Source organism: Kocuria sp. KKT182 (assembly GCF_055635395.1).
The window spans coordinates 3847126-3869738 of sequence record NZ_CM145757.1 but is presented as its reverse complement, the minus strand read 5'-3'; the positions used below and the strand labels follow the sequence as shown (position 1 = coordinate 3869738).

Annotated in this window: 20 protein-coding genes; 6 read left to right on the top strand and 14 right to left on the bottom strand. The window is 66.2% G+C overall.

The genetic code is table 11. The features are described 5' to 3' along the window. Positions 1-109: 109 nt before the first annotated feature. The 7 genes from ACZ2G1_RS17920 to ACZ2G1_RS17890 all read right to left on the bottom strand — a co-directional run bounded on the left by ACZ2G1_RS17920 (position 110) and on the right by ACZ2G1_RS17890 (position 8202). The gene (locus ACZ2G1_RS17920; RefSeq protein ID WP_470377740.1) at positions 110-1285 is read right to left on the bottom strand and encodes a glycosyltransferase family 4 protein; all 1176 of its coding nucleotides are present in this window, start codon (positions 1283-1285) and stop codon (positions 110-112) included. Next, a complete protein-coding gene (locus ACZ2G1_RS17915; RefSeq protein ID WP_470377260.1) occupies positions 1285-2658 on the bottom strand; it encodes an oligosaccharide flippase family protein in 1374 nt (457 codons plus the stop codon). Before ACZ2G1_RS17915 ends, ACZ2G1_RS17920 begins: the two co-directional genes overlap by 1 nt. Beyond that, positions 2655-3764 carry a hypothetical protein gene (locus ACZ2G1_RS17910; protein WP_470377259.1) on the bottom strand — a complete coding sequence of 370 codons (1110 nt, stop codon included), beginning with the start codon at positions 3762-3764 and terminating at the stop codon, positions 2655-2657. Before ACZ2G1_RS17910 ends, ACZ2G1_RS17915 begins: the two co-directional genes overlap by 4 nt. A 103-nt stretch (positions 3765-3867) precedes the next feature. After that, complete coding sequence (locus ACZ2G1_RS17905; protein WP_470377258.1) at positions 3868-5283, bottom strand: O-antigen ligase family protein; 1416 nt, start codon at positions 5281-5283, stop codon at positions 3868-3870. Beyond that, on the bottom strand, positions 5283-6446 hold the full coding sequence (locus tag ACZ2G1_RS17900; RefSeq protein WP_470377257.1) for a glycosyltransferase: 1164 nt from the start codon (positions 6444-6446) through the stop codon (positions 5283-5285). The genes ACZ2G1_RS17905 and ACZ2G1_RS17900 overlap by 1 nt, the downstream gene beginning before the upstream one ends. Next, on the bottom strand, positions 6443-7597 hold the full coding sequence (locus tag ACZ2G1_RS17895; protein WP_470377256.1) for a glycosyltransferase: 1155 nt from the start codon (positions 7595-7597) through the stop codon (positions 6443-6445). Before ACZ2G1_RS17895 ends, ACZ2G1_RS17900 begins: the two co-directional genes overlap by 4 nt. Further along, positions 7594-8202, bottom strand: a complete 609-nt coding sequence (locus tag ACZ2G1_RS17890; protein WP_470377255.1) for an LbetaH domain-containing protein — start codon at positions 8200-8202, stop codon at positions 7594-7596. Before ACZ2G1_RS17890 ends, ACZ2G1_RS17895 begins: the two co-directional genes overlap by 4 nt. Before the next feature lie 187 nt (positions 8203-8389). Between ACZ2G1_RS17890 and ACZ2G1_RS17885 the strand changes: the two genes are divergently transcribed. The 4 genes from ACZ2G1_RS17885 (at position 8390) to ACZ2G1_RS17870 (ending at position 13494) form a co-directional block, all read left to right on the top strand. Further along, positions 8390-9613 (top strand): glycosyltransferase, encoded by a 1224-nt coding sequence (locus ACZ2G1_RS17885; RefSeq protein ID WP_470377254.1) that lies wholly within the window; start codon positions 8390-8392, stop codon positions 9611-9613. 79 nt (positions 9614-9692) lie between these two features. After that, a complete protein-coding gene (gmd, locus tag ACZ2G1_RS17880; protein WP_470377253.1) occupies positions 9693-10724 on the top strand; it encodes a GDP-mannose 4,6-dehydratase in 1032 nt (343 codons plus the stop codon). Positions 10725-10738: 14 nt separating this feature from the next. Further along, positions 10739-11740, top strand: a complete 1002-nt coding sequence (locus ACZ2G1_RS17875; protein ID WP_470377252.1) for a GDP-L-fucose synthase family protein — start codon at positions 10739-10741, stop codon at positions 11738-11740. Between the two features lie 44 nt (positions 11741-11784). Beyond that, positions 11785-13494, top strand: coding sequence for a tyrosine-protein kinase domain-containing protein (locus ACZ2G1_RS17870; protein ID WP_470377251.1), 1710 nt, complete (start codon positions 11785-11787; stop codon positions 13492-13494). Between the two features lie 83 nt (positions 13495-13577). Here ACZ2G1_RS17870 and ACZ2G1_RS17865 read toward each other — a convergent pair whose 3' ends face one another. The 4 genes from ACZ2G1_RS17865 to ACZ2G1_RS17850 all read right to left on the bottom strand — a co-directional run bounded on the left by ACZ2G1_RS17865 (position 13578) and on the right by ACZ2G1_RS17850 (position 16959). Beyond that, the gene (locus ACZ2G1_RS17865; RefSeq protein WP_470377250.1) at positions 13578-13985 is read right to left on the bottom strand and encodes a VOC family protein; all 408 of its coding nucleotides are present in this window, start codon (positions 13983-13985) and stop codon (positions 13578-13580) included. Beyond that, positions 13982-14275: an ArsR/SmtB family transcription factor gene (locus ACZ2G1_RS17860; protein ID WP_470377249.1), complete on the bottom strand. Its 294-nt coding sequence runs from the start codon at positions 14273-14275 to the stop codon at positions 13982-13984. The genes ACZ2G1_RS17865 and ACZ2G1_RS17860 overlap by 4 nt, the downstream gene beginning before the upstream one ends. Positions 14276-14313: 38 nt before the next feature. After that, a complete protein-coding gene (locus ACZ2G1_RS17855) occupies positions 14314-15150 on the bottom strand; it encodes a class I SAM-dependent methyltransferase (protein WP_470377248.1) in 837 nt (278 codons plus the stop codon). 156 nt (positions 15151-15306) lie between these two features. Further along, positions 15307-16959 (bottom strand): LuxR C-terminal-related transcriptional regulator, encoded by a 1653-nt coding sequence (locus tag ACZ2G1_RS17850; protein WP_470377247.1) that lies wholly within the window; start codon positions 16957-16959, stop codon positions 15307-15309. 102 nt (positions 16960-17061) lie between these two features. Here ACZ2G1_RS17850 and ACZ2G1_RS17845 point away from each other — a divergent pair, with 102 nt between their 5' ends. Next, positions 17062-17454 carry a helix-turn-helix domain-containing protein gene (locus tag ACZ2G1_RS17845; RefSeq protein ID WP_470377246.1) on the top strand — a complete coding sequence of 131 codons (393 nt, stop codon included), beginning with the start codon at positions 17062-17064 and terminating at the stop codon, positions 17452-17454. 24 nt (positions 17455-17478) lie between these two features. Here the strand turns inward: ACZ2G1_RS17845 and ACZ2G1_RS17840 are convergent, their stop codons facing one another. Continuing rightward, positions 17479-18081 carry a ClpP family protease gene (locus ACZ2G1_RS17840; RefSeq protein ID WP_470377245.1) on the bottom strand — a complete coding sequence of 201 codons (603 nt, stop codon included), beginning with the start codon at positions 18079-18081 and terminating at the stop codon, positions 17479-17481. After that, entirely contained in the window at positions 18078-18698 is a 621-nt protein-coding gene (locus ACZ2G1_RS17835; RefSeq protein WP_470377244.1) for a ClpP family protease, read from the bottom strand. Before ACZ2G1_RS17835 ends, ACZ2G1_RS17840 begins: the two co-directional genes overlap by 4 nt. A gap of 198 nt (positions 18699-18896) precedes the next feature. Here ACZ2G1_RS17835 and ACZ2G1_RS17830 point away from each other — a divergent pair, with 198 nt between their 5' ends. Then, positions 18897-21299 (top strand): ATP-binding cassette domain-containing protein, encoded by a 2403-nt coding sequence (locus tag ACZ2G1_RS17830; protein WP_470377243.1) that lies wholly within the window; start codon positions 18897-18899, stop codon positions 21297-21299. Between the two features lie 38 nt (positions 21300-21337). On the opposite strand, the gene ACZ2G1_RS17825 is transcribed toward ACZ2G1_RS17830, so the two are convergent. Beyond that, on the bottom strand, positions 21338-22609 hold the full coding sequence (locus ACZ2G1_RS17825; protein WP_470377242.1) for a M28 family metallopeptidase: 1272 nt from the start codon (positions 22607-22609) through the stop codon (positions 21338-21340). Between the last annotated feature and the right edge of the window lie 4 nt (positions 22610-22613).

Below are 22613 nucleotides of genomic sequence, written 5' to 3'. Positions count from 1 at the left end.
CCACCTGTCAGCTATCGGTGCGGCAGCCCCGCCCGATTAGCCGCTGGCGCTGGTTATAAACCCGTTTACCCGAATGCGGAACTATTCCGCAATATACTCGATGTGTGCACTATTGCTCAACAAACTGACGAATCGTAGTCGCCAGTGCATCCGGCGCCATATGTTTTTCAGCGAATCTCCGGCCATTCACCGACATCTCCCGCCTACGAGACTGTGAGTGATGCAGACACTTCAGCGCCTCCGTCCAGGAACCAACTTGGAAGTCCGGCACCACGATCCCGCATTCCGATGCCACCACCACCTCCCGCATGGCGCCTACGTCCGATACGACGACGGGCAATCCGCAGGCCATTGCCTCGGACATAGCTCCCGGCATGCCCTCGCTGCGGGAGGGCAGGACGAAGACAGAAGCATTCTGAAAGTACTCCAAAGGATATTCGGACAGACCGACGAAGCTGACGACGGCATCCAAATGCAGGCGGCCCACTAGCGACTTGAGTTCCTCCTCGTAAGCGGAGTCCTCAAACGGGCCTACCAGGGTAGCTCTGGCGTCCAAGCCGGCGTCCCGCAACTCGGCACAGGCCTGGATCAAGATGTGCGGTTGCTTCCTCCGGCCGACGGCACCGACGAAGAGCATCCGGAAGACGTCCGCCCGAACTAGTCGTGTCCCGGGAACAGGACGGTACTGCTCGGTGTCCACTAGGTTGTACGCCAAGGGCGCGGCGCCTTGGGGTACTCCCAGACCCATGAAGTCATTCCTGATACCGCTCGACAAGCTGATGCCGAGCGTCGGTCGACCGAACAGGCGCCTCTGCAGTTGCCGTTTCAGAAAGCTCTTCGCCGTGGAACCCTCCTTGGGCAGGTCCCCCCCGTCAACCACTGGCAAAGCGATGATTTTGGTCCCCTTGCCGACGAACAGCGCCGGCAGGCAGGTCAGGAGGTATGCCCCCTGCAGGAACACGGCGTCGAACCGTCGCCGGTTCCCCAGGACGTAACAGCTCGTCCGCAGAAGCCAGGTAATCTGCTCCTTCTTCGGAAAGCTGTGGGGCGGGGACGACACAACAGCCACCGGTTCTGTGATCCAGTCCGGAACGGGCGCAAGCCCCCGCTCCCGGTAGAGCACGGTAGTCTCAAACGCGTTCGTGTCTATGAGTGCTGTCATCAGACGATCCTGGAGGACCAGGGGGCCACTGTAGCCTCCGGCCACGCCCCAGGGTGACAAAACCAGAAGACGATGTTTCGCCGCAGCCGCCGGTGACGGTTCCATCGCAGGATCGATAATCATCACGCCACCTCTTTCTGGGCGATGGGCTGCGTCTTGGTCCTTCTTAGAGCGAGAAAAAACCACCCAGTTCCAAGTACCACAAGTATCAAACACAGGACCACCCTGATCAAGTCGCCACTGACGACGGAAACGTATCCGAGCGCGGAAGTCAGGAGTAGCACGCCCGCAAAAAGCATCCGCGGCCAGAAATCGATCTCTCGCATCACCACAACAAACCGGCCCACACCGAACGAGACCTTCCAGACCGAAATGCTCATCGCTAGCAGGACGACGTCGCCGAACACCGCGGTGCAGGCCGCGACTCCGGTGCCCACGGCATCTACTGCGTTGAACGATGTGGCTTGCCACCACCTGCCTGAAGACTGCTGAAAACCGTCGATGACGGGCGAGATGATGCGAGGTGTAAGACTCACAAAAAGTGCCAGGGTGGCAGGGACTGCAACGGCCCACTCTTGATTGATGTATGGCTCGACCCAAGGCAGCACTAGTATGCCCCCTGTCACAACGATCAGCATTCCGGATGAAAAAACATGCATGAACGCCATTGCAGTCTCGGCCCGGCACACGCCTTGCAGAGACGCGAATGCTGATAGCGCCACCCTCGCCAATGGTTGACTGATGACACCACTAATACCGAGAGTGACCTGAAAGGCCAAGTACAGGAGACCGAGCACTTGCGGTTCGGCCAAGAATTGCGAGACCAGGTAGGCCGCCTGTAATGGCAGCGTCATCATGAGCGAATTAACCGCCCAACTAAAGCGCTCCGATCGACTGGGCGCGAAAACGGGGATGGACGACGGCGGCTCCATACGTCGCAAACGCGATAAAATGGCCACGTCAACCGCAATGTAATAGGCCAACACCGATACGGCTAAGGCGATGGCCGACTCACTCCAGAAGGCGATGGCCACAGCCACCGCCAATTTTAGCAAGGCACCAAGGCTCTGGGCTAATATCAGCAGACCAAACTGCCGCGCCCGGACACCCGCTGCATAGAGCAAATCCGCATCGCCTTGCACGGGGATGGAAACGGTAATGAGAAGTGCAAGAGCTGCGACCCTCATATCACCGTGATAGAAGTAGACGCATGCGATGATTAGACCGGCGACAACCAGAAGGGCGTTCAGTCGCAAGACGGCCCGGCGGGTGCGGCTCAAGGCCGCGCCGGAGTTCGCTAGATATCCGTTGACTTCTCCAAAATTGATCAGACCCGTCACGAGGGACATGGCGGACGATGCCGCTGCCCAGTACCCGAACTCGGCCGGCGTCAACCAAATGACCAGAATCAACTGAGAGAACAGTGCCAGTGCCCGAGTCACCACTGTGCCCACAGATAGTGACAACACGCCTCGCATTGACGCGCTCGTGCTCATCGCCCTTCCGCCGGATCGGGAACGATCAAGTGCATATTCCGTGCGTCCGCCAGTGATCGCTCGATAACGCCACGCGCTTTGTGGTAGCCACCTTCGACGAGGAAAACTTCCTTACCCAAAATGGCGGCGGGCAGGGCAATGTGCAGACGATCGGTGAGAACCGGCCCAGATGTTGCTATCGTCCGGCAGTACTGTTCGAACGTGGCCTGGTGCTTGGAACTCGCATCCCGATGCGTCGTCCCGGGTGCTGAGAACCTTTGTTGCTCCTCGACCGGCAAACGGGAAATTAAATCCATGCCCGCCCTCCGTTGCGCCTTGGCCCTGGCTATTCTGACCAGAAGTGTGTAAATCTTCCCGTAGGGAAAGCGCCCGATAAATCCTTTGGTAAGGGCCTGACGCATCGAACGGGATTTTTTCGCACGCCTGGGCGGCAATGATCCCCGCGCAGAACCGGAATCGGAGTCCTTCTCGACATCCTTGCGCGCACCCACAAGGGGACGCCCCTCCTTTACAGGACCGAACAGCTGACGAACGAATTCTTCGTGTGAAGCGACGACGTCATGGTCGAGCAACAGCTCACATCCCGTTGCCGCCAGTTTGTCGCCCCAGGTTCCAAGGAGATGATCATACGAGTATTTTTCTCTCAGAATCCAGGTTGTTTTCGCCTGTCGATCGCTGAACATGAACGCGGGATCTCTGGTCGGAAAATAAGCAGATGATGGAAAAATCACCATCGGCACGACCACGTTGCCAGCGGTGTACTTTTTCAGCAAGTCCGGGAACGCATACATTTCCAGTAAGGACCCACTCGGCGGCACGAACAACACATCCGCGGCATGGATACTGTCGGTAACCTGTATATCCACTTGATCCAAGATGTGCAGAAAAACTTTCGTCAATAGCTCATCACCGTTATTGCCGAACAACTTGCCTGACTCGTCTGCGATGGGCACTACATATGCGCATTTTCCCCGCCAGGCCTGGATGGCACCATAGAGAACTGAGGCCTCGTCTCCGGATGTTCTTGTCGTATTGTGGCTTTCTGGCCGCGAGCGTCCAGATCCATCGACCACCTCGGAGCCGGTCATAAACAAATTCCACTTCATATAATGGTCCATCCTATTTTATTGCTTAAGTGTTCTGATACCGAAGTTCTCATAAGAATCCCACGCTCGTGTCAATTCCCTGCAAAATGTGCGCGTGTATTCGTCAGGCAAGTGCGGAGGGCCGGACGGTAGGTTGACAGCGTCGTTCCTGGAATCGGCGCATTCCCGATTCCCTGGACCAGGCCAAGCTCATAGCCACGAGTACAGCCAACCCAATCCCGAAGCCCTTCTGTTCCGTCGGCGCCCCAGACGGAAGGGTCGCCAGCCATGCAATGACCACGGCGCCGCACATAGCAACAACCTGCATCCGGCACAGGCGCCCACGTGATGCGCGCACACACCCGACGACTACGCCCGTTATGGCTAGTATGATCACCGCAGCGCCCAACATCCCGAATTTGGCCAAATAAACGAGTGGAGTGTCGAGGGTATAGACATCCATGTCGGTCGGAGCAGCCGGTGGATAGCTGTATCCGAATCCGTTGCCCAAAAATGGTTTTTCCAGGAAGGACTCCCACATGATCCGGTACGACCGGATGCGTGCCTGACCGGAAGCGTCATTCTCGACGGCCTCAAGCGATGCATCAAAAAACCAGTCGAACCGATTGGCCAAAAAGGTCGAACCTACCAGTTGGGTATAAACGCGAAACAGGCTGACCGCGAGGATAGCTCCCGCAGCACAGAAGACCAAGGTTCGCCAGAATCCCTTCCTAGACTTTAGCGAAACGATCAGGAAAAAAAGTGTCATTGAAGCGCAGTATATTAGGGCCGATCGACCGCCCGCACCAACTAGCAAGAACATCTGGAAAACAGCGCTTGCGGCCCAGAAGAATCTAGCTCGAGAAGCTGACATGAAGTACAACGCCAAGCTCATGGATATGATAGGAATGACAATCATCGACGAACTCAGCAGTGGAAGTGCCGCGCTTGGGGGGAGTTGCTGTCTGTTAATGAGCCACGTCGTGAAATAGGCTACCGCCCCAAGAATGCCCAGACCAGTAAAGGCGATCTGGAGGACTACAGGTCTTATGGACAGGCCCGCGTCAATGCCGTAGAGAACTCCGATCGGTATGAGAACAAAGGTGGTTGCATCTCTGATCCAGGAAGACACATCGGTTGAGTAAAATGCCATAACATATAGGAAGACGACTGGCACGAGCACGAGAAGAACCAGCGGAAAACGGAAGTTCTTCATCACTCCGAGGTCCTTGCGCATTCTTCGTCGAATGGACATCCAGGCAAACGGAATTCCCACCACAAGCAATACCGGAAACAATGCTCGGACTGTGCCGCCGAAAGGACTGGCGCCAAACATGACCATGGTGCCGAAACACAGCATCAGCAACCTGCCGAGGGAAGTGCCCAGCGCATAAATCATTCCGATAGTCGCGACGGGAACCAGTATTAATCCCGCCGGACCAGTAATTATTGCCCCGGAAACCGCGAGCAAAGCTGTCAATAGCAACAGACCTTGAATCGCCTGCCAGTCGGCATCAATTAGCGTCGACGTGATACGCATCAGTGAGCGGCCTTATCAGCGAAAAGACCGGCGGCAGACCTCCGCGCCACGCTTTTTGAGGTCAACAGAATTTCCACACCTCCGGCAAAATTTTTGACCATTTGATGAAGGCCAGGAAAATTCCAATCCGTGTGATCATATAGGGCGCATTCATCGTCAAGAAAGCGGAGCACTAGATCGGCATAGGATTGCGGATCGTCAGCTGAGGTGATTTTGCTGGTGCCTTCTGTTAAGTATTCAAACTCGGGAGCATGATAGGGCCAGTTTGTTGTGAGAACCGGCCGATGCATGACCAAAGCATCTACGGCTACCAATCCTATTCGACCCGGCATCGCAAGGGCTCGGGATGTTGCCAGTACCAACGCCTTCTCGTCAAGGTTTAAGTAGCCCAGACTTATGGCCTGGCCACGTTCGAATGCAGGTCGTAAGAGGTCTTTCTGGGGGCCTTCGCCGCCGACCAAGATGCGGACGGACTGGTCCCGTTGCCAAAGACGGTCCAGCACTTCAACGAGGAAACCTATGCGTTTGCTTTCGTCCAGGCCGCCCACAAAACAAAGTGTGCGGGTGGGATCGATACCCCACTTTCGGGCATTTTCTCCGATCAGTTCAGGAGTCAGTCGCTGCTTTGACGTTTCCAGGGAGGAGGTGTCCAGCGAGTTCATGACCGTGGTCACTTTGTTGGGCGCAACGCCGGCGGTGAGAGCATAATCGCGACCGCCGGGAGTGTAGGCGAATACATGGTCAGAAGCTTTCAGCTGAAGCTTTTCGAGCCAAAGATCGACAGGGTTACCGGAGTTGACATAGGGACGCACATGTCCCCACAACCCAACACGAAGACCTGTGACTTGAGCCTCGAGTAGCGCCTGGTAGACAGGAAAGGAAGACCCCTCGAGCCCGAGAATTACTGCATCCGCATTCCGCCATGGCTTCTGGCCGTAGCCGAGTGCTACTGAACGCCCTTTTATGTGCAAGGATTTTTGTTCAAGGGGATGGAGCCAGTCCGGCCGCACGGCATCGCCCCGCATGGCTTGTTCGCCTTTCGGCATCCCGGCTGTTACGACGCAGTCGATTCCCTTGTCACGCAGTCGTGCGCTCAGAGTTTCAAAAAAGGCAACTCGGTACGTGGGCACGTACGGCTGTACTATCACCAGTTTTTTTCTCATTTGGGACTTCCATCAGTAGCGCCTGTTTTGGTATAGATGGCAACCAGTTCGATCGCCACATCCTGTGTCGAACGCATATCTTGGACAGCCTCTCGGGCGTTGGCTCCCATGGTGATCCGCAGCTCGGCGTCTCCCAGCAGACGATCAATCGCCTGCGTGAAGCTATTTTGGGATTGGTCACATACAATTCCCGCTTTTTTTTCACGAACTATGGGGGCGATCCCGCATGATTCCGTAATCACCACCGGAAGACCGACCGACATTGCTTCCGCGATTGACATACCGAATGACTCAGCTGTCGAGGGAAGCGCATAAATACATGCTTGCTTCATCCTATCGATGGTTTGCGCTGGAGGAAGCGGACCGCTCCACCTCAGATTGGCTGTGGTGTCATGCTCAACCCTTATCGCCTCTTGTATTTTTGATGCTTCGCCTTCGTCGGGGCCCACCAGCGTAAACTTTGCCCTCGGGTGCTTGTCCGCGAGTTCCCGGGCTGCGTGCGCAAGTAGCATCGGCCGCTTGATTGCATGGAGACGAGCAAGGTACAAAACCTCCACCTCCTCCTGCACGCCTTTTTGTTGTTCGATCGCCTTTTCGTCCGGCAGCGGTATTCCATTCGACAAGCTCATGAGATTGAGCGATTCCCCAGCGACATCCTGCAGGTCGCGGCGTTCAGACTCTGTCAGATGGAGTACTGCGTTGGCGCGGCGGAGCACGGGTCGAGTCAGTAGCCAGTCAAGTGGTTTGGCCGACACCTTGTGGGTGCTGTCGATCATTCCGTGTGTCTGCACGACCAAGGGTTTCTTGGCTAGCAATGTCAGTGCGGCGGCAGGGAGCATCAGGAGGTCACGCGCCAAATGAACGTGAACCACGTCCGCATCTCGAACTACCTGCGCCAGCCAGGCAATGAGACCGGGTGAACTTATCCCTGCAAAGCCAGCTCGAGGTAGTACGCGACGTGCGGCGAATAGCCGTACAGGAAACCCGTCGAACTCCTCCGGCAACGGGCCCTCGAAGCCTCCGGCGGCGGCGGCGAGTACCACCTCGTGTCCGAGCTTGGTCAACGCCTTCGCCTGGTTGATAGCTACGCGGACTGGTCCCCCGTAGGCGCCGTCCGGGCTGATGTAGGCGACGACCTGGAGAATTTTCACGACTGGGCCTCCTCGGGTCGGCCAGCGAATCGGAGCCCCTTGGCCTCTGCCCGCGGGGGGCCGATCACGGCGTTAGATTTCACGTCCCGGTTCACCAAGGTCAGCGGCTGCACCAGCGCCGAGCGTCCAACCGTCACTCCCCCGGTGACCACGCAGCGCGAGGTGATCCAGGCGCCGTCGTCGATCGTTATCGGCCGGGTGATGAGACCCATGTCTTTGCGGTGCGCGTGGCTACCCGTGGTGATGAAGGTCTCCTGCGACACGACTGCGTCATGACCGATGGTGACCTGGTCCTGGTTGTGGATCCACACGCCCTCCCCGATCCAGGAGCGGTCGCCGATCTCCAGGTTCCAAGGGAACTTGATGCGGGTCCGAGGCCGGATGATGACGCCGTCGCCGATCTTCGCACCGAAAGCCCTCAGTGCCTTGGTGCGGAGGCCGGAACTGATCTGCCACGGGTTGGTGACGAGGACAAGCTCGGTGGCTGACCAAAGGTAGATCATCCACTTCGGCCTGTTCCAGGCTTCGCCTTCGCCGGGCGCCTGGGAGAGGTCGATGACAGGAACGTCGGAGTCGGCAGGGCTGCGCTCAGCGGCGGTGGCCATGAATACCTCTGCGTGTGGGGGGGCGGGGAGGTCATGTGAGCTGAACCACGGGCCGACGTGGGGCGTCGTCCCGGAGCTGAATGCGCTCACATGTATCGTCTGATTTATACCCCATCCCCTCCGGTGGGCCGCTGATCCCCGTCGGCGTTGCTCCCAGTGTGACGAAAGCATCTCCATGCCCCCTCGTTTGACGATCATCGGCATCAACTACGCTCCCGAGTCCAGTGGCATCGCCCCGTACGCAGCGGCTCTTGCCCAGGGCATGACCGCCCTCGGATGGCAGGTCAAGGTCATCACTGGATATCCCAGTTACCCCCAGTGGCAGGTGTATGACGGCTACGAAGGCCGCAGACTCATGGAAGATCACGATGGCGTCCAGGTGCTGCGATTACGCCACTACGTCCCCCGCGAGCCACGCCTCATCAATCGCATGCTGATGGAGCTGCACTTCGGTCTCCGGTCGGCGCTGGCCGACTGGGGTGATCCCGACGTGGTCCTGTTCGTCTCGCCCGGGCTGTTCTCCTCCGCAGTGGGTGCCTTGCGGGCCAGGCTTTCGCGCTCTCGGGCCGGAACGGCGATCTGGGTGCAGGATCTCTATTCTCGCGGGCTCGAGGAAGTGCACACCTCGGCCGCTGGACTGGCCCCGCTGATGCGACGGGCCGAGAGCGCGATCCTGCGCGCCATGGATCGGACGATCGTCATCCACGACCGGTTCCGCCGGCACGCCGTCGATGAACTCAGCGTCCCCTCGGACCGCGCCTTGATCCATCGGAACTGGTCTCACATCGCCCCCCAGAAGCACATCGACGTCGCCGCCGTCCGCGCCCGCCGGGGCTGGACGGAGGACGATGTTGTGGTTCTCCACGCCGGCAACATGGGAGTGAAGCAGTACCTCGAGAACGTGGTGGACGCCGCCCGGTTAGCGGATCGGACTGGGTCTCGCGTCCGGTTCGTCCTGCTCGGCGCCGGCAACCAGTTGGACCGGCTGAAGGAACTGGCCACAGGAATCGAGCGACTGCAGTTCGTCGACCCCCTGCCCGACGACGAGTACACGGCGACGCTGTCCGCCGCAGACGTCCTGCTCGTCAACGAGAAGCCTGCTCTCCGGGAGATGTGCGTGCCCAGCAAGCTGACGTCCTACTTCGTCACGGGTCGGCCTGTCCTGGCTGCGGTGGACGACGAGAGCTCCTCGGCCGGCGAGGTGGAGTCGTCGGGGGCCGGCCGGGTCATTCCGTCGGGAGATCCCGCCGGACTGCTCCGCGCGGCCGAGGAACTCGGCACCGACCGCGTGGCCGCGGCGGCTCTCAGCGGCAACGGCCCGGCGTACGCCGCGGAACACCTCTCTGCCGACGCCGCGATGCGCCGGTGGGACGAGGTGCTCCGATCTTTGACGCAACATGTCCGGCTCTGATCACCGGCTTTGCCCGTTCATTCACTAGCATAAAGCTGTCCCCTCAACGGCCCACGCCCTCTCCCCCCGAAGGACGATCATGCACGCCACCCCCAAGAAGGCTTTCATCACCGGGATCACCGGTCAGGACGGCTCCTACCTGGCGGAGCTGCTGCTCGCCAAGGGCTACGAGGTCCACGGCCTGATCCGCCGCGCCTCGACGTTCAACACCCACCGCATCGACCACTTGTATTCGGACCCGCACGAGGCCGACGCCAAGCTGTTCCTGCACTACGGCGACCTCTCCGACGGCTCCCGGCTGGTCACGCTGATGGCCCAGATCCGCCCCGACGAGGTCTACAACCTCGCCGCCCAGTCCCACGTGAAGGTCTCCTTCGAAGAACCCGAGCACACCGGGGACACCACCGGCCTCGGTACCGTGCGCCTGCTCGAGGCGATGCGCCTGGCCAACGTGGACGCCCGCTACTACCAGGCCTCCACCAGTGAGCTCTACGGCGCCACCCCGCCCCCGCAGCACGAGGACACCCCGTTCTACCCCCGCTCCCCCTACGGGGCGGCGAAGATCTACTCCTACTGGATCACCAAGAACTACCGCGAGGCCTACGACATGTACGCCGTCAACGGGATCCTCTTCAACCACGAGTCCCCCCGCCGCGGCGAGACCTTCGTGACCCGCAAGATCACCCGGGCCGTGGCCGCGATCAAGGCCGGGCAGCAGGAGAAGCTCTACATGGGCAACCTCCAAGCCATCCGCGACTGGGGCTACGCCGCCGAGTACGTCGAAGGCATGTGGCGGATGCTCCAGGCCGACGAGCCCGAGGACTTCGTGCTCGCCACCGGCCACCCGACCACGGTGCGGGAGTTCCTGGAGATCTCCTTCGACCACGCCGGCCTCGACTGGCGCGAGCACGTCGAGTTCGACGAGCGCTACCTGCGCCCCACCGAGGTCGACGCTCTCATCGGCGACCCCGCCAAGGCCAAGGACAAGCTCGGCTGGGAAGCCACCGTCAAGGCCCCCGAGCTGGCCCGCCTCATGGTCGACGCCGACATCGCCCTGCTCGAGAACGACGCCTGGATCGACACCGTCGATCTCGCCTCCTGGGCCAAGTGACGGAGGACCCCACCATGACAGCAGACACCACCGAGAAGACCGCCGACGCGACGACGTCGTTTATCCCGGGCCCGCTCGATCGCACCGCTCCGTTCTACGTAGCCGGTCACCGCGGCCTGGTCGGCTCCGCCATCTGGCGCCGGCTCCAGTCCGAGGGCTTCACCGACCTCATCGGGGCCACCTCCGCCGAGCTGGACCTGAAGGACCGGGACGCGGTGTTCGAGTTCTTCGCCGAGGCCAAGCCCCGGTACGTGGTGCTGGCCGCGGCAAAGGTCGGCGGGATCCTGGCCAACAACACCTACCCGGTGGACTTCCTGAGCGAGAACCTGCGGATCCAGGTCAACGTCCTCGACGCGGCGCTGGAGCACGGGGTGGAGCGGGTCCTGTTCCTGGGGTCCTCCTGCATCTACCCGAAGCTGGCTCCGCAACCGCTGAAGGAGGAGTACCTGCTTACCGGGCACCTGGAGCCCACCAACGACGCCTACGCGATCGCCAAGATCGCCGGCATCCTGCAGATCCAGGCCGTGCGCCGCCAGTACGGGCTGCCCTGGATCTCGGCGATGCCCACCAACCTCTACGGGCCCGGGGACAACTTCTCCCCCACCGGCTCCCACGTGCTGCCGGCCATGATCCGCCGCTACGAGGAGGCCCGGATCTCCGGGGCGGAGTCGGTGACGAACTGGGGCACCGGGTCGCCGCTGCGGGAGTTCCTGCACGTCGACGACATGGCAGAGGCCTGCCTGCACCTGCTTGAGCACTACGACGGCCCCGAACACGTCAACGTGGGCACCGGCACCGACGTCACCATCAAGGACCTCGCCGGACTCGTCGCCGAGGCCGTGGGCTATCAGGGCCGCATCGAGTGGGACACCACCAAGCCCGACGGCACTCCCCGCAAGCTCATGGACGTCACCAAGCTCGCCGACGCCGGCTGGACCGCCCGCATCCCCCTGCAGGAGGGCCTGCGGTCCACGGTCGAGTGGTTCAGAGAGCACCAGGACGGCATCCGCGAGTGACCTCCATACATCCCCCCACCCCCGAGCCGATCCCGAGGAGAACCATGGAGCACCTTGACGCAGAGCGGGAAGCCCCCGCTCTCGATGCACGGGATCTCCTCCGGCTCGTGCGCACGCACTGGCGGGCCATCACGCTGATCACCCTGCTGTGCACCCTGCTGGCGCTCGGCTGGACGCTGATCCAGCCGAAAATTTACTCGGCCACCGCGTCCGGATTGGTCGTCGCCACCGGAGAGCAGGACCTGGCCAGCGCGCTGGCCGGCAACAACCTGGCGCAGTCCAAGGCTGTCTCCTACGAGTCGCTGGCCACGTCCCGGCCGGTTGCCGAGTCGGTGATCGACGAGCTCGATCTGGACGCCACGCCGGAAGAGGTACTGCCGCGCATCACTACGGACGTCCCCGTGGACACCCCGGAGCTGCGCATCACCGCGGACGCCGAGGACCCGACGGAGGCGGCCGACCTGGCCAACGCCTGGGTCGTGGCGCTCGCCGGTCAGGTCCAGGAGCTCGAGAGCCAGGGCGACGAGGACGCGATCAACCGCGTGGCCGTCCAGCCGCTGAGCAACGCCTCCCTGCCCCTGGCGCCCTCTTCCCCGAACCTCAAGCTCAACCTGGCCCTCGGCTTCGTGGGCGGTCTCGGCCTGGGTCTGCTCTACGCCTTCGCCCGGTACAAGATGGACCGCCGCATCAAGTCGGTCGAGGAGATCAGGGACGGCTTCGGCGTCTCCGTGCTCGGTGTCATCCCCACGGACGACCGGCTGTCCGACCACCGCGCGATCGTCGAGACCGGCATCTCCGCCGGACGCGGCCACCACGAGTTCGCCGAGGCCCTGCGCGAGCTGCGCACCAACCTCAGCTTCGTCTCCGTGGACAACCCGCCGAAGATGATCGTCGTCACCTCGTCCCTGCCGGGTGAGGGCAAGTCCTCGATCACCGCGAACCTGGCGGTGGCCATCGCCTCGACGGGGCGCAACGTCGTCGTCGTGGACGGCGATCTCCGTCGCCCAGTGATGACCGATCTCTTCGGCCTCGTGGCCGGCGTGGGCGTCACCGATGTGCTGACCGGACAGGTGCAGGTGGAGGAGGTCCTCCAGACCTACGACACGTTCCCGAACCTGCAGGTGCTCGGTGCCGGGAAGACCGCGCCGAACCCCACGGAGCTGCTGTCCTCGAAGGCCATGCACAACATGCTCGAGACTTTGGCCGAGGACGCCTTGGTGCTGGTGGACGCTCCCCCGCTGCTGCCGGTCACCGACGCGGCGCTGCTCACGGCCTCGGCCGACGGCGCGCTCATCGTGGCCACCGCGCAGAGAACCACCACGGACGAGCTGGCCAAGGCCTTGGAGAACCTGCGCCAGGTCCGCGGCAACGTCCTCGGTGTGGTGCTCAACCGGGTGCCCACCACCGGCGCGGACGCCGGCTATTACGGATACTATGGCAAATCCTATTACGCGAACTCGGACGAGAAGGCGGCGCCAAAGACCGGCGCGCAGCCGGTCGTCCCCGCACCGGTAGGCAAGCACCAGCCGTGGGGCACCGAGCTGCGACCGGAGCCCGCCGAGGCCCAGCCGCCCGCCGCTCCGCGGGCCCAGCAGGAGCCCACGGCTCCGTCGGCCGAGGACGCGGCGCCCGCGCCGAAGCCCACCGCTCAGGTGCAGACGGATATCCCGGGCTCTGCCGAGCACGAGACCTTCGGGCTCGAGGCCTGGGGCCGATCGGGCTCGTCCACCGGGTCCACGTCGACGGGGCACTGACCCCGGCCGACTCCCGGCTCGGACGTCAAGGGGCGCCTCCTACGGGGAGGCGCCCCTTCGGCGTTGTGCGGACTGCGCCGCGCCTACTGCCCGGCCGCCTCCGGGTCGTTCAGGTGGGCGATCTGGATCAGGTTGCCGCAGGTGTCGTCGAGCACCGCGGTGGTGACGGGGCCCATCGCGGTCGGTTCCTGCACGAAGCGCACGCCCAGTCCGGTGAGCCGCTCGTATTCGGCCTGCACGTCCTCCACGCCGAAGCTGTTGAACGGAATGCCGTCTGCCACCAGGGCGTCCTTGAACGGGTGGACGGCCGGGTGCTCGGAGGGCTCCAGCAGCAGCTGCACCCCGTCCGGGGCCTGCGGCGAGACGACGGTCAGCCACCGGTAGGGGCCGGTCGGCACGTCGACCTTGAGCTGGAAGCCGAGCTTTTCCGTGTAGAAGTCCAGGGCCTTCTGCTGGTCGTCCACGAAGACGGAGGCGTAGGTGATGATCACGGCGTGTCCTTCGGCGGGGGCGGCAGCGAGTCCATCCACTGCCGCACGTCGGTGAGCGGGGAGGTGTCCAGGTGGTGCACCGTGGTGCGCCCCTGAACGGTGGAGGTCACCAGGCCGGCCTCGCGCAGCACGGCCAGGTGCTTGGTCACGGCCTGCCGGGTCATGGCCAGGCCGTGGTCGTTGATGAGCCGCACGGTGAGCTCGAAGAGGCTCTGGTCATCCCGCGCGGCGAGCTCCTCGAGGAGGATCCGCCGCGCGGGATGGGCCAGGGCCTGGAACACGATGTCCACGCCACCAGATTAGGCAACCTTTTGGTTGCCGGTCAAGGTCACGGCCGCGTGCCGACCGCCACCAGGTACTCCATCTCGAAGCGTGCCCGCTCGGGCGTGCCCCGGTTCCACTCGTCGCAGAGCTGGTCGAGCGCTTCGTCGAACTCCGCGGCCCGGCCCTCGCGCTCGGCGTTCTTCCGCACGGCGATGGTGGGGCCGTAGTTGGCCTTGAAGTGCTCGCCGAAGCCGCGGGGCCGCTCGAACGCCGTGACCTCGAGGACGTCCCGGAGGACCCGGTGGAACTGAACCCGTCCGCCGAAGAGCCCCCGCAGGTGCTCCTCGCTCCCCCACAGCGGCGGGGGCTGCACGCCCGGCGGCGGGGTCGGGGCGAAGGGCTTCATCGTGCGGAAGAGCTCACCCACCAATCCTTCGGGCGTCCAGCTCAGGAGGGCGAGGGTCCCGCCGGGGCGGGTCACGCGCACCAGCTCGTCGGCCGTCTGCTGGTGGTGGGGGGCGAACATGGCGCCGATCGAGGACATCACCACGTCGTAGGATGCGTCCTCGAACGGGAGGTGCTCGGCGTCGGCCTCGACCCACTCGAGGTCGAGTCCGGCGACCGCGGCGCGCCGCCTGCCGTCGTCGAGCAGCTCGGGGGTGAGGTCGCCGGCGGTGACGCGGGCACCCGTGGCGGCCGCGGGGAGGGAGGCGTTGCCGTTGCCGGCGCCGACGTCGAGGACGCGCTGGCCGGCGGTGACGCCGGCCGCCCCGACCAGGCGCGGGCCCAGCGGGAGCAGGAACGTCTCCACCATGGTCGGGTAGTCGCCCGAGGCCCAGATGGCGCGGTGCTTGGCCTTGAGCTCGTGGTCCGCGGTCCGGGGGCTGATGGTCTGGCTCATGACGGGGTCTCCTGGTCGAGGGGTCGGGTACCTCGGGTCGAGGTCTGCTGCTGGGGTGCTGTGAAGCTGTGTCACGCGTCCCAGGATCCGCCGATCGTCCGAGCCGAACATCGGGAGAACTCCCTATTCGCTCCCTACCTTCTCCCCACTCCTCCTCTACCCCTTGTCCCTGCCCGCGGCGTGCGCGGCCGCCTCCGCGCGGTTGTGCACCCCGAGCTTCATGAGGATCCTGCTCACGTGGTGCCCGGCGGTCTTCTCGCCGATGCTCAGGGCTCTCGCGATCCGGGCATTGGACATCCCGAGGGCGATCAGGTCCAGCACCTCGTGCTCCCGCGAGGTCAGCTCGCCCCCGTTCCGCGGCCGGGGGCCCGTGCCGCCCCCGAGCTCGCGCAGGAGCCAGGCCGCGGCGTCCAGCTCCCGGGACGCCCCCAGGTCGCGGAAGACGCCCTGGGCGGCCAGCACCTCCTCCCGCGCCAGGTCGGGCGATCCGTGCATGACCGACCGGGCCAGGTCGAGCCGGGCCAGGGCCGCGTCCAGCGGCATGGCCATGGCGCCGAAGGCGCGCAGCGCCCGCCGGGCGAGCTCGGCGGCCGTGCCCCGGTCACCGGTGGCCAGGGCGAGCCGGGCCGCGGCGAGATCGGCGCGGGCCGAGCCGAGGCGCATCTCGGACTCCCCGGCGATCCGGTGCAGGCTCTCGCTGGCGGCCTCGGCGGCCCCGAGGTCCCCGGCGGCCAGGGTGGCGTCGACGAGGGCGGCCAGCAGCTGCGTGGTGCGCGCCGCGTGCCCCTCCGTCTCGGACAGGCCGCGCTCGAGCAGGGAGACCGCCACGTGCGGTCTCCCCTCGGCCACGTGGAGCAGGGCCAGGGCACGCAACGACGACGGGTGCTCCTCCCGCCCGGACAGCAGCTGCTCCGCCTCGCGCAGGCGGCCCTGGTGGATCCGCAGCTCGGCCAGCGTGGCGAGCGCCGGGACGCTGAGCTCCGGGATGGCCCGGGCGTGGGAGGCGAGGGCGGACTCCAGCGCCTCCTCGGCCTCGGACCAGTGGCCCGTGGCCACCAGGACGTCGGCGTGCACGGTCCGGCAGACCCCCAGCAGCGGCGCCGCCCGGTGGGTCTGCGCGAAGTTCTCGACGTGCTCGCACCACTCCCGGGCCCGCTCCCACTCCTCCGCCTCGGCGCAGGCCATGACCAGGTGGCAGTAGGCCGAGCCCATGGTGTGGATGTTGCGGATCCGGCCGGCGGTGGCCGCGACCATGGCCTCCTCGAGCAGGCGCAGGCCCGGCTCCCGGTGGCCGGCGGTCAGCTCCGCCTGGCCGAGCAGGCTCAGCGCGAGGATCTCGAGGTCCTCCGCCCCGGTCTCCCGGCCGATCCGGTGGGCCTGCTCCGCCTGGGCCGCCTGCTCCTCGACGGACGCGGCCTGCTGGGCCCGTCCGACCGCCACCCACCCGTGGCCCTCGCTCACGGGGGTGCCGTCGATGATCCGCTCGGCCCGGGCGAGCCAGCCGCGGGCCGCGGACGGCCGGCCGGCGAGCTGGTGCTGCTCGGACACCCAGACCGCCACCCGGGCGGCGTCGCCGAACCGGCGCTGCGTGACGTACCCGGTGACGGCCCGTTCGCGCCACGCGATGCCCTGCGCCACCTGGCCCTCGAACCACAGGGCGAGCCCGAGGCCCTCGGCGGCCACCGCCTCGCCGGGGGATCCGCCGCCGTCCAGGACGTGCTCGAAGGCCCGGCGCGCGCCGGCCCAGTCGGCCCGCTCGAGCGCCTCCGTGCCCTCGTGGAGCTGGTCGCCCACCTGCGGCGAATCCATGCGGCCAGTATCCCACCGCGCCCGCGGCGTGGACAGGACACCGTGCTCCGCTCACAGCAGACGACCCGCCCGCCGGCGCCCGTGCGGACCTAGCATGGGGTCATGAAGGACGTGATCCGCCCCACCTCGCCCTCGTCGCCGGCCTGGCTCCCGTCGCCCGCGCCGCGGGAGCGTGCCGCGCCGCGAGCGCCCGTGGACCCGCTGTGGCGGTCCGTGCTGGGGATGTTCCTGCGCCGTCACCGCCTGGCGCAGGGGCTGACCCTGGCGCAGGTGGCCCGCGTCTCCGGGGTCTCCACGCAGTACCTCTCCGAGATCGAGCGCGGGGTGAAGGACCCCTCCTCGGAGATCATCGCCGCGGTGGTCGGTGCCCTGGGACTGAACCTGCTCGATCTCACCGAGGGGACCACCGGGGTGCTGCTCGACAGCGTTCCGGCCGCCCGTGCCGTCCCGGGCGGTCCAGTCTGCCTGGCCGGGCCGGTGGCCCTGGCCGTCTGAGCGCTCTGCCCGGTCCCGCCGGTCTCACCGGGCCCGGGCCTCCCGCGGGGTCACGACCCGGTCGGCCACCCCGTAGGCCACCGCCTCCTCGGCGGTGAGCACCAGGTCCCGGTCGGTGTCCGCCCGGATCTGCTCCGGGGTGCGCCCGGTGTGCCGGGCGAGCACCTGCTCCAGCTGCTCCCGGGTGCGGGCGATCTCCTCGGCCTCGAGGATGAGGTCCGGGATGGTGCCCTGGCCCTGCGCGGCCGGCTGGTGCAGCACCACCCGGGCGTGGGGCAGCACCGAGCGCCGCCCCGGGGCGCCGGCCGCCAGCAGCACCGCCGCGGCCGAGGCCGCCTGGCCCACGCAGGTGGTCTCCACGGGCGCGGCCACGTGCTGCATGGCGTCGTAGACGGCGAGCATCGCCGTGGTGGAACCGCCCGGGGAGTTGATGTAGAAGCCGATCGGCTGATCGGAGCCGTAGGAGTCCAGGTAGAGCAGCTGGGCGATCAGGACGTTGGCGACGCCGTCGTCGATCTCGGTGCCGAGGTAGACGATCCGCTCCACCAGCAGCCGGCTGAAGACGTCCATGCTGCGCTCGCCGTTCGGTGTGCGTTCGACGACGTAGGGCACGGCGTAGCCGCTCATGACCCCACCCCCGCGGCGGCCGTGGTGGCGGAGCGGGGCCGCACGTCGTCGAGCCCGGCGATGACCCGGTCCACGAAGCCGTAGGTGAGGGCCTCCTCGGCGGTGAACCAGCGGTCCCGCTGGGAGTCGGACACGATCCGCTCGAGCGGCTGACCGGTGTGCTCGGCGATGAGCCCGAGCACGGTGTCCCGGGTGTGGCGCAGGTCCTCGGCCTGGATGGCGATGTCCACTGCCGTGCCGCCGATCCCGGCCGAGCCCTGGTGCAGCAGGATCCGGGCGTGCGGCAGGGCGCTGCGCTTGCCCGGGGTGCCGGCCGAGAGCAGGAACTGCCCGGCGCTGCAGGCCAGGCCCATGGCCAGGGTGGACACGTCGTTGGGGATGATCCGCATGACGTCCATGATCGCGAGCATGGCCGGGACGGAGCCGCCCGGGGAGTTGATCCAGAGGCTGATGTCCCGCCTGGGGTCCTGGGCGGAGAGCAGCAGCAGCTGCGTGCACAGCCGGTTGCCGGTGGCCTGGTCCAGCTCGGCGCCCAGCACGATGATGCGCTGCTCCAGCAGCCGGGAGGCGAGCTCGTCGTCGATCGGGGTTCTGGGTGGTGCGGTGGTGGTGTTCATGGGCCCAGCGTGGACCCGGGCTCCCTCGAGCGGAACCCGTTTCTGCTGTGCGCGGCTCTGCCCTGAGCGGCTCTGCTGCCGGCGGCGTCGAATCCGCGAGCGGCCAGCGGGACGGACGTAAGCTCGGAACCGGTCGGATCGAACCGGGCCACGTCGTCGGGAATCCCGGCGCAGGCGCCCCCCAGGGATGGAGACACGATGAGCACACCCCCGAGCCAGGACCCGCACTCCCCTGCATCGTCCTCTGCGCCGCACGTGGCCGACCGCCACGACCTGATCCGCGTGCAGGGCGCCCGCGAGAACAACCTCCGGGACATCAGCGTGGAGCTCCCCAAGCGCCGGCTCACCGTGTTCACCGGGATCTCCGGCTCCGGCAAGAGCTCCCTGGTGTTCGGCACGATCGCCGCAGAGTCGCAGCGGCTGATCAACGAGACCTACAGCACCTTCGTGCAGGGCTTCATGCCCACCCAGGCCCGCCCCGACGTCGACGTCCTCGACGGGCTCACCACCGCGATCATCGTGGACCAGGAGCGGATGGGCGCCAACGCCCGCTCCACGGTCGGCACGGCCACGGACGCGGACGCAATGCTGCGGATCCTTTTCAGCCGGCTCGGCAAGCCCCACATCGGCACGGCGAAGGCGTTCTCCTTCAACGTCGCCTCGATCAGCGGCGCGGGCGCGGTGACCATGGAGCGCGGCGGGAAGACCGTCAAGGAGCGGCGCAGCTTCTCCATCACCGGCGGCATGTGTCCGCGCTGCGAGGGCATGGGTCAGGTCAACGACGTCGACCTGACCCAGCTCTACGACGACTCCAAGTCCCTCAACGAGGGCGCGCTCACGATCCCCGGCTACAGCGCGGACGGCTGGTACGGCCGGATCTACGGCGGCTCCGGGTTCCTCGACCCGGACAAGCCGATCCGCGACTACACCGAGACCGAGCTGCACGACCTGCTTCACCGGGAGCCGACCAAGATCAAGGTCGACAACATCAACCTCACCTACGAGGGCCTGATCCCCCGGATGCAGAAGTCCTTCCTGTCCAAGGACGTGGCCGCGCTGCAGCCGCACATCCGCGCCTTCGTGGAGAGGGCCGTGACGTTCACCGCGTGCCCCGAGTGCGGCGGCACCCGACTCAGCGCGGCCGCCCGCTCCTCCAAAATCCAGGGAATCAGCATCGCCGACGCCTGCGCGATGCAGATCAGCGATCTCGCCGCGTGGGTGCGCGGCCTGGACGAGCCGTCCGTGGCGCCGCTGCTCACCGCGCTCGGCGAGACCCTCGACTCGTTCGTGGAGATCGGGCTCGGTTACCTCTCGCTCAGCCGGTCCTCGGGCACGCTCTCCGGCGGCGAGTCCCAGCGCACCAAGATGATCCGCCACCTCGGCTCCTCGCTCACCGACGTCACCTACGTCTTCGACGAGCCGACCATCGGACTGCACCCGCACGACATCCAGCGGATGAACCAGCTCCTGCTGCGGCTGCGGGACAAGGGCAACACGGTGCTGGTCGTGGAGCACAAGCCGGAGACCATCGCGATCGCCGACCACGTGGTCGACCTCGGCCCGGGCGCCGGCACCGCCGGCGGCACCGTCTGCTACGAGGGCACCGTGGCGGGGCTGCGCGCCGGTGACACCCTCACGGGCCGGCACCTCGACGACCGCGCCACCCTGAAGACCTCCGTGCGCACCCCCACCGGGGTGCTGGAGGTGCGCGGCGCCGACACCCACAACCTGCGGTCCGTCGACGTCGACATCCCGCTCGGCGTGCTCACGGTGCTGACCGGGGTGGCCGGCTCCGGCAAGAGCTCGCTGATCACCGGATCGGTGCTCGGCCGGGAGGACGTGGTCTCGATCGATCAGGGCGCCATCCGCGGCTCCCGCCGCAGCAACCCGGCCACCTACACCGGTCTGCTGGACCCGATCCGCAAGGCCTTCGCCAAGGCCAACGGGGTGAAGCCCGCGTTGTTCAGCGCGAACTCGGAGGGCGCCTGCCCGGCCTGCAACGGCGCCGGCGTGATCTACACCGACCTGGTGATGATGGCCGGGGTGGCCACCACCTGCGAGGAGTGCGAGGGCCGGCGGTTCCAGGCCGCGGTCCTCGAGTACACCCTGGGAGGGCAGAACATCGCCGACGTGCTCGCCATGCCGGTCGAGGAGGCCGAGGCGTTTTTCGGCGCCGGCGACGCGCGCACCCCGGCCGCCCACGCCATCCTGCACCGGCTCGCCGACGTGGGGCTAGGCTATCTCAGCCTCGGGCAGCCGCTCACCACGCTCTCCGGCGGCGAGCGCCAGCGGCTCAAGCTGGCCACCCACCTGGGCAAGAAGGGCGGCGTCTACGTCCTCGACGAGCCGACCACGGGTCTGCACCTCGCCGACGTGCAGCAGCTGCTGGGCCTGCTCGACCGGCTGGTCGACTCCGGCAAGTCGGTGATCGTGATCGAGCACCACCAGGCGGTCATGGCCCACGCGGACCGGATCATCGACCTCGGCCCCGGTGCCGGTCACGACGGCGGCCGGATCGTGTTCGAGGGCACCCCCGCCGAGCTCGTCGCCGCCCGCTCCACCCTCACGGGCGAGCACCTCGCCGCCTACGTGGGCGCCTGAGCAGCCGTCCCGCTCGCTCCGGTGGTGCCGGTCCTGGCTCAGGCCGACCCGAGGGCCTGGACCAGGTAGGCGACGTTCATCCGCAGGATCTCGAGGGCGAGGTCATGGTCGACGTGCTCCAGGGTGTCGCCGGCGGTGTGGATGCGGTCGTTGGCGCCGTCGGCCCCCTCGATCGTGAGCACGGCGGGGATGCCTGCGTCGAGGAACGGCACGTGGTCGCTGTTGAAGGGCATCAGACTGGTCTGCACGGTCAGGCCGGTGTGCGCCTGCGCCGCGGCGGCCAGCTCCTCCAGCACGGCCTGGGACACGGTGGCGCCCTCGAGCAGCACCGTGGGCGCGGGCGTGTTCCGGGACGCGATCATGTCCATGTTGACCACCGAGTGGATGCGGTCGCGTGCCGCCTGGTCCAGCTCCGTGACGTAGTGTCGGCTGCCGAACAGTCCCTGCTCCTCGCCCCCGAACAGGATCAGCCGCAGATCGCGGGCGGCGGGATGGTCGCGCAGGGCCCGGGCGACGGCGAGTACCCCGGCGGCACCGGAGCCGTTGTCGTCGGCGCCCGGTGCGGGGGCGGATGCGCCGTCCCGGACGTTGATCGAGTCGAGGTGCGCCGTGACGAGCACCGCGCGGCCGTCGCCGCCGTGCCCCGGCCGCTCGGCGATGAGGTTCTGCGTGCTCCCGCCGTGGATCGCCACCGTCTGGGTCCGGGTCGCGAAGCCCAGGCCGCTCAGCACGCCCTCGGCCCAGTCGAGCGCGGTGCGGAACTCGGGGCTCGTCGAGTGCCGCGTCTCGAGTCCGGCGAGCGCGCGCAGATCCGCTGCGAACCCATCCCGGGACACGGCGGCTGCGCGCGGCGCCGCCACGGCCCAGGTCCGGGACGGTGCCGGTGGCCGCTGCTCGAAGACCACGGTGTTCGCCGGCAGAGGGCGGACGCCGAAGCACGGCAGGTGCCGCTCGGACGGCTCGACGATCCTCCCCGCCTCGGCGGGGTCGAGGTCGACGACGAGATAGCGTCCCCGGTCGAGAAGCACCGGGACCTCGGGGTGGGCCTGCTGGAACTGGCGGCCGTTCTGGATCACCAGGTGCAGGCGGGCGGCGGGGACCCCGATCCGCTCCGCGGGGGCGCGGCCGGCGGCCGTCCGCTCCAGCTGGGCCGGCGCCCCGGTCACCAGGAGCGTGTCGCCGAGCCGCGTCCAGGCGGCGCCGGCGTCCGCGGCCGCGGCGGTCAGGGCCCGCAGCGGGTCCGGTGCTGCGGCGCGGGGCACGTCGTCGTTCCCCGACGTCTTTCCTGCCTCGAAGCGGAGGGCCGTCATGGTG

What these genes read in the sequence shown, in the direction of transcription:
- ACZ2G1_RS17920 (WP_470377740.1), bottom strand. Translation starts at nt 1,285, where the DNA reads ATGATTATCGATCCTGCGATGGAACCGTCACCGGCGGCTGCGGCGAAA.
- ACZ2G1_RS17915 (WP_470377260.1), bottom strand. Translation starts at nt 2,658, where the DNA reads ATGAGCACGAGCGCGTCAATGCGAGGCGTGTTGTCACTATCTGTGGGC.
- ACZ2G1_RS17910 (WP_470377259.1), bottom strand. Translation starts at nt 3,764, where the DNA reads ATGAAGTGGAATTTGTTTATGACCGGCTCCGAGGTGGTCGATGGATCT.
- ACZ2G1_RS17905 (WP_470377258.1), bottom strand. Translation starts at nt 5,283, where the DNA reads ATGCGTATCACGTCGACGCTAATTGATGCCGACTGGCAGGCGATTCAA.
- ACZ2G1_RS17900 (WP_470377257.1), bottom strand. Translation starts at nt 6,446, where the DNA reads ATGAGAAAAAAACTGGTGATAGTACAGCCGTACGTGCCCACGTACCGA.
- ACZ2G1_RS17890 (WP_470377255.1), bottom strand. Translation starts at nt 8,202, where the DNA reads ATGGCCACCGCCGCTGAGCGCAGCCCTGCCGACTCCGACGTTCCTGTC.
- gmd (WP_470377253.1), top strand. Translation starts at nt 9,693, where the DNA reads ATGCACGCCACCCCCAAGAAGGCTTTCATCACCGGGATCACCGGTCAG.
- ACZ2G1_RS17875 (WP_470377252.1), top strand. Translation starts at nt 10,739, where the DNA reads ATGACAGCAGACACCACCGAGAAGACCGCCGACGCGACGACGTCGTTT.
- ACZ2G1_RS17870 (WP_470377251.1), top strand. Translation starts at nt 11,785, where the DNA reads ATGGAGCACCTTGACGCAGAGCGGGAAGCCCCCGCTCTCGATGCACGG.
- ACZ2G1_RS17855 (WP_470377248.1), bottom strand. Translation starts at nt 15,150, where the DNA reads ATGAGCCAGACCATCAGCCCCCGGACCGCGGACCACGAGCTCAAGGCC.
- ACZ2G1_RS17850 (WP_470377247.1), bottom strand. Translation starts at nt 16,959, where the DNA reads ATGGATTCGCCGCAGGTGGGCGACCAGCTCCACGAGGGCACGGAGGCG.
- ACZ2G1_RS17845 (WP_470377246.1), top strand. Translation starts at nt 17,062, where the DNA reads ATGAAGGACGTGATCCGCCCCACCTCGCCCTCGTCGCCGGCCTGGCTC.
- ACZ2G1_RS17840 (WP_470377245.1), bottom strand. Translation starts at nt 18,081, where the DNA reads ATGAGCGGCTACGCCGTGCCCTACGTCGTCGAACGCACACCGAACGGC.
- ACZ2G1_RS17835 (WP_470377244.1), bottom strand. Translation starts at nt 18,698, where the DNA reads ATGAACACCACCACCGCACCACCCAGAACCCCGATCGACGACGAGCTC.
- ACZ2G1_RS17830 (WP_470377243.1), top strand. Translation starts at nt 18,897, where the DNA reads ATGAGCACACCCCCGAGCCAGGACCCGCACTCCCCTGCATCGTCCTCT.
- ACZ2G1_RS17825 (WP_470377242.1), bottom strand. Translation starts at nt 22,609, where the DNA reads ATGACGGCCCTCCGCTTCGAGGCAGGAAAGACGTCGGGGAACGACGAC.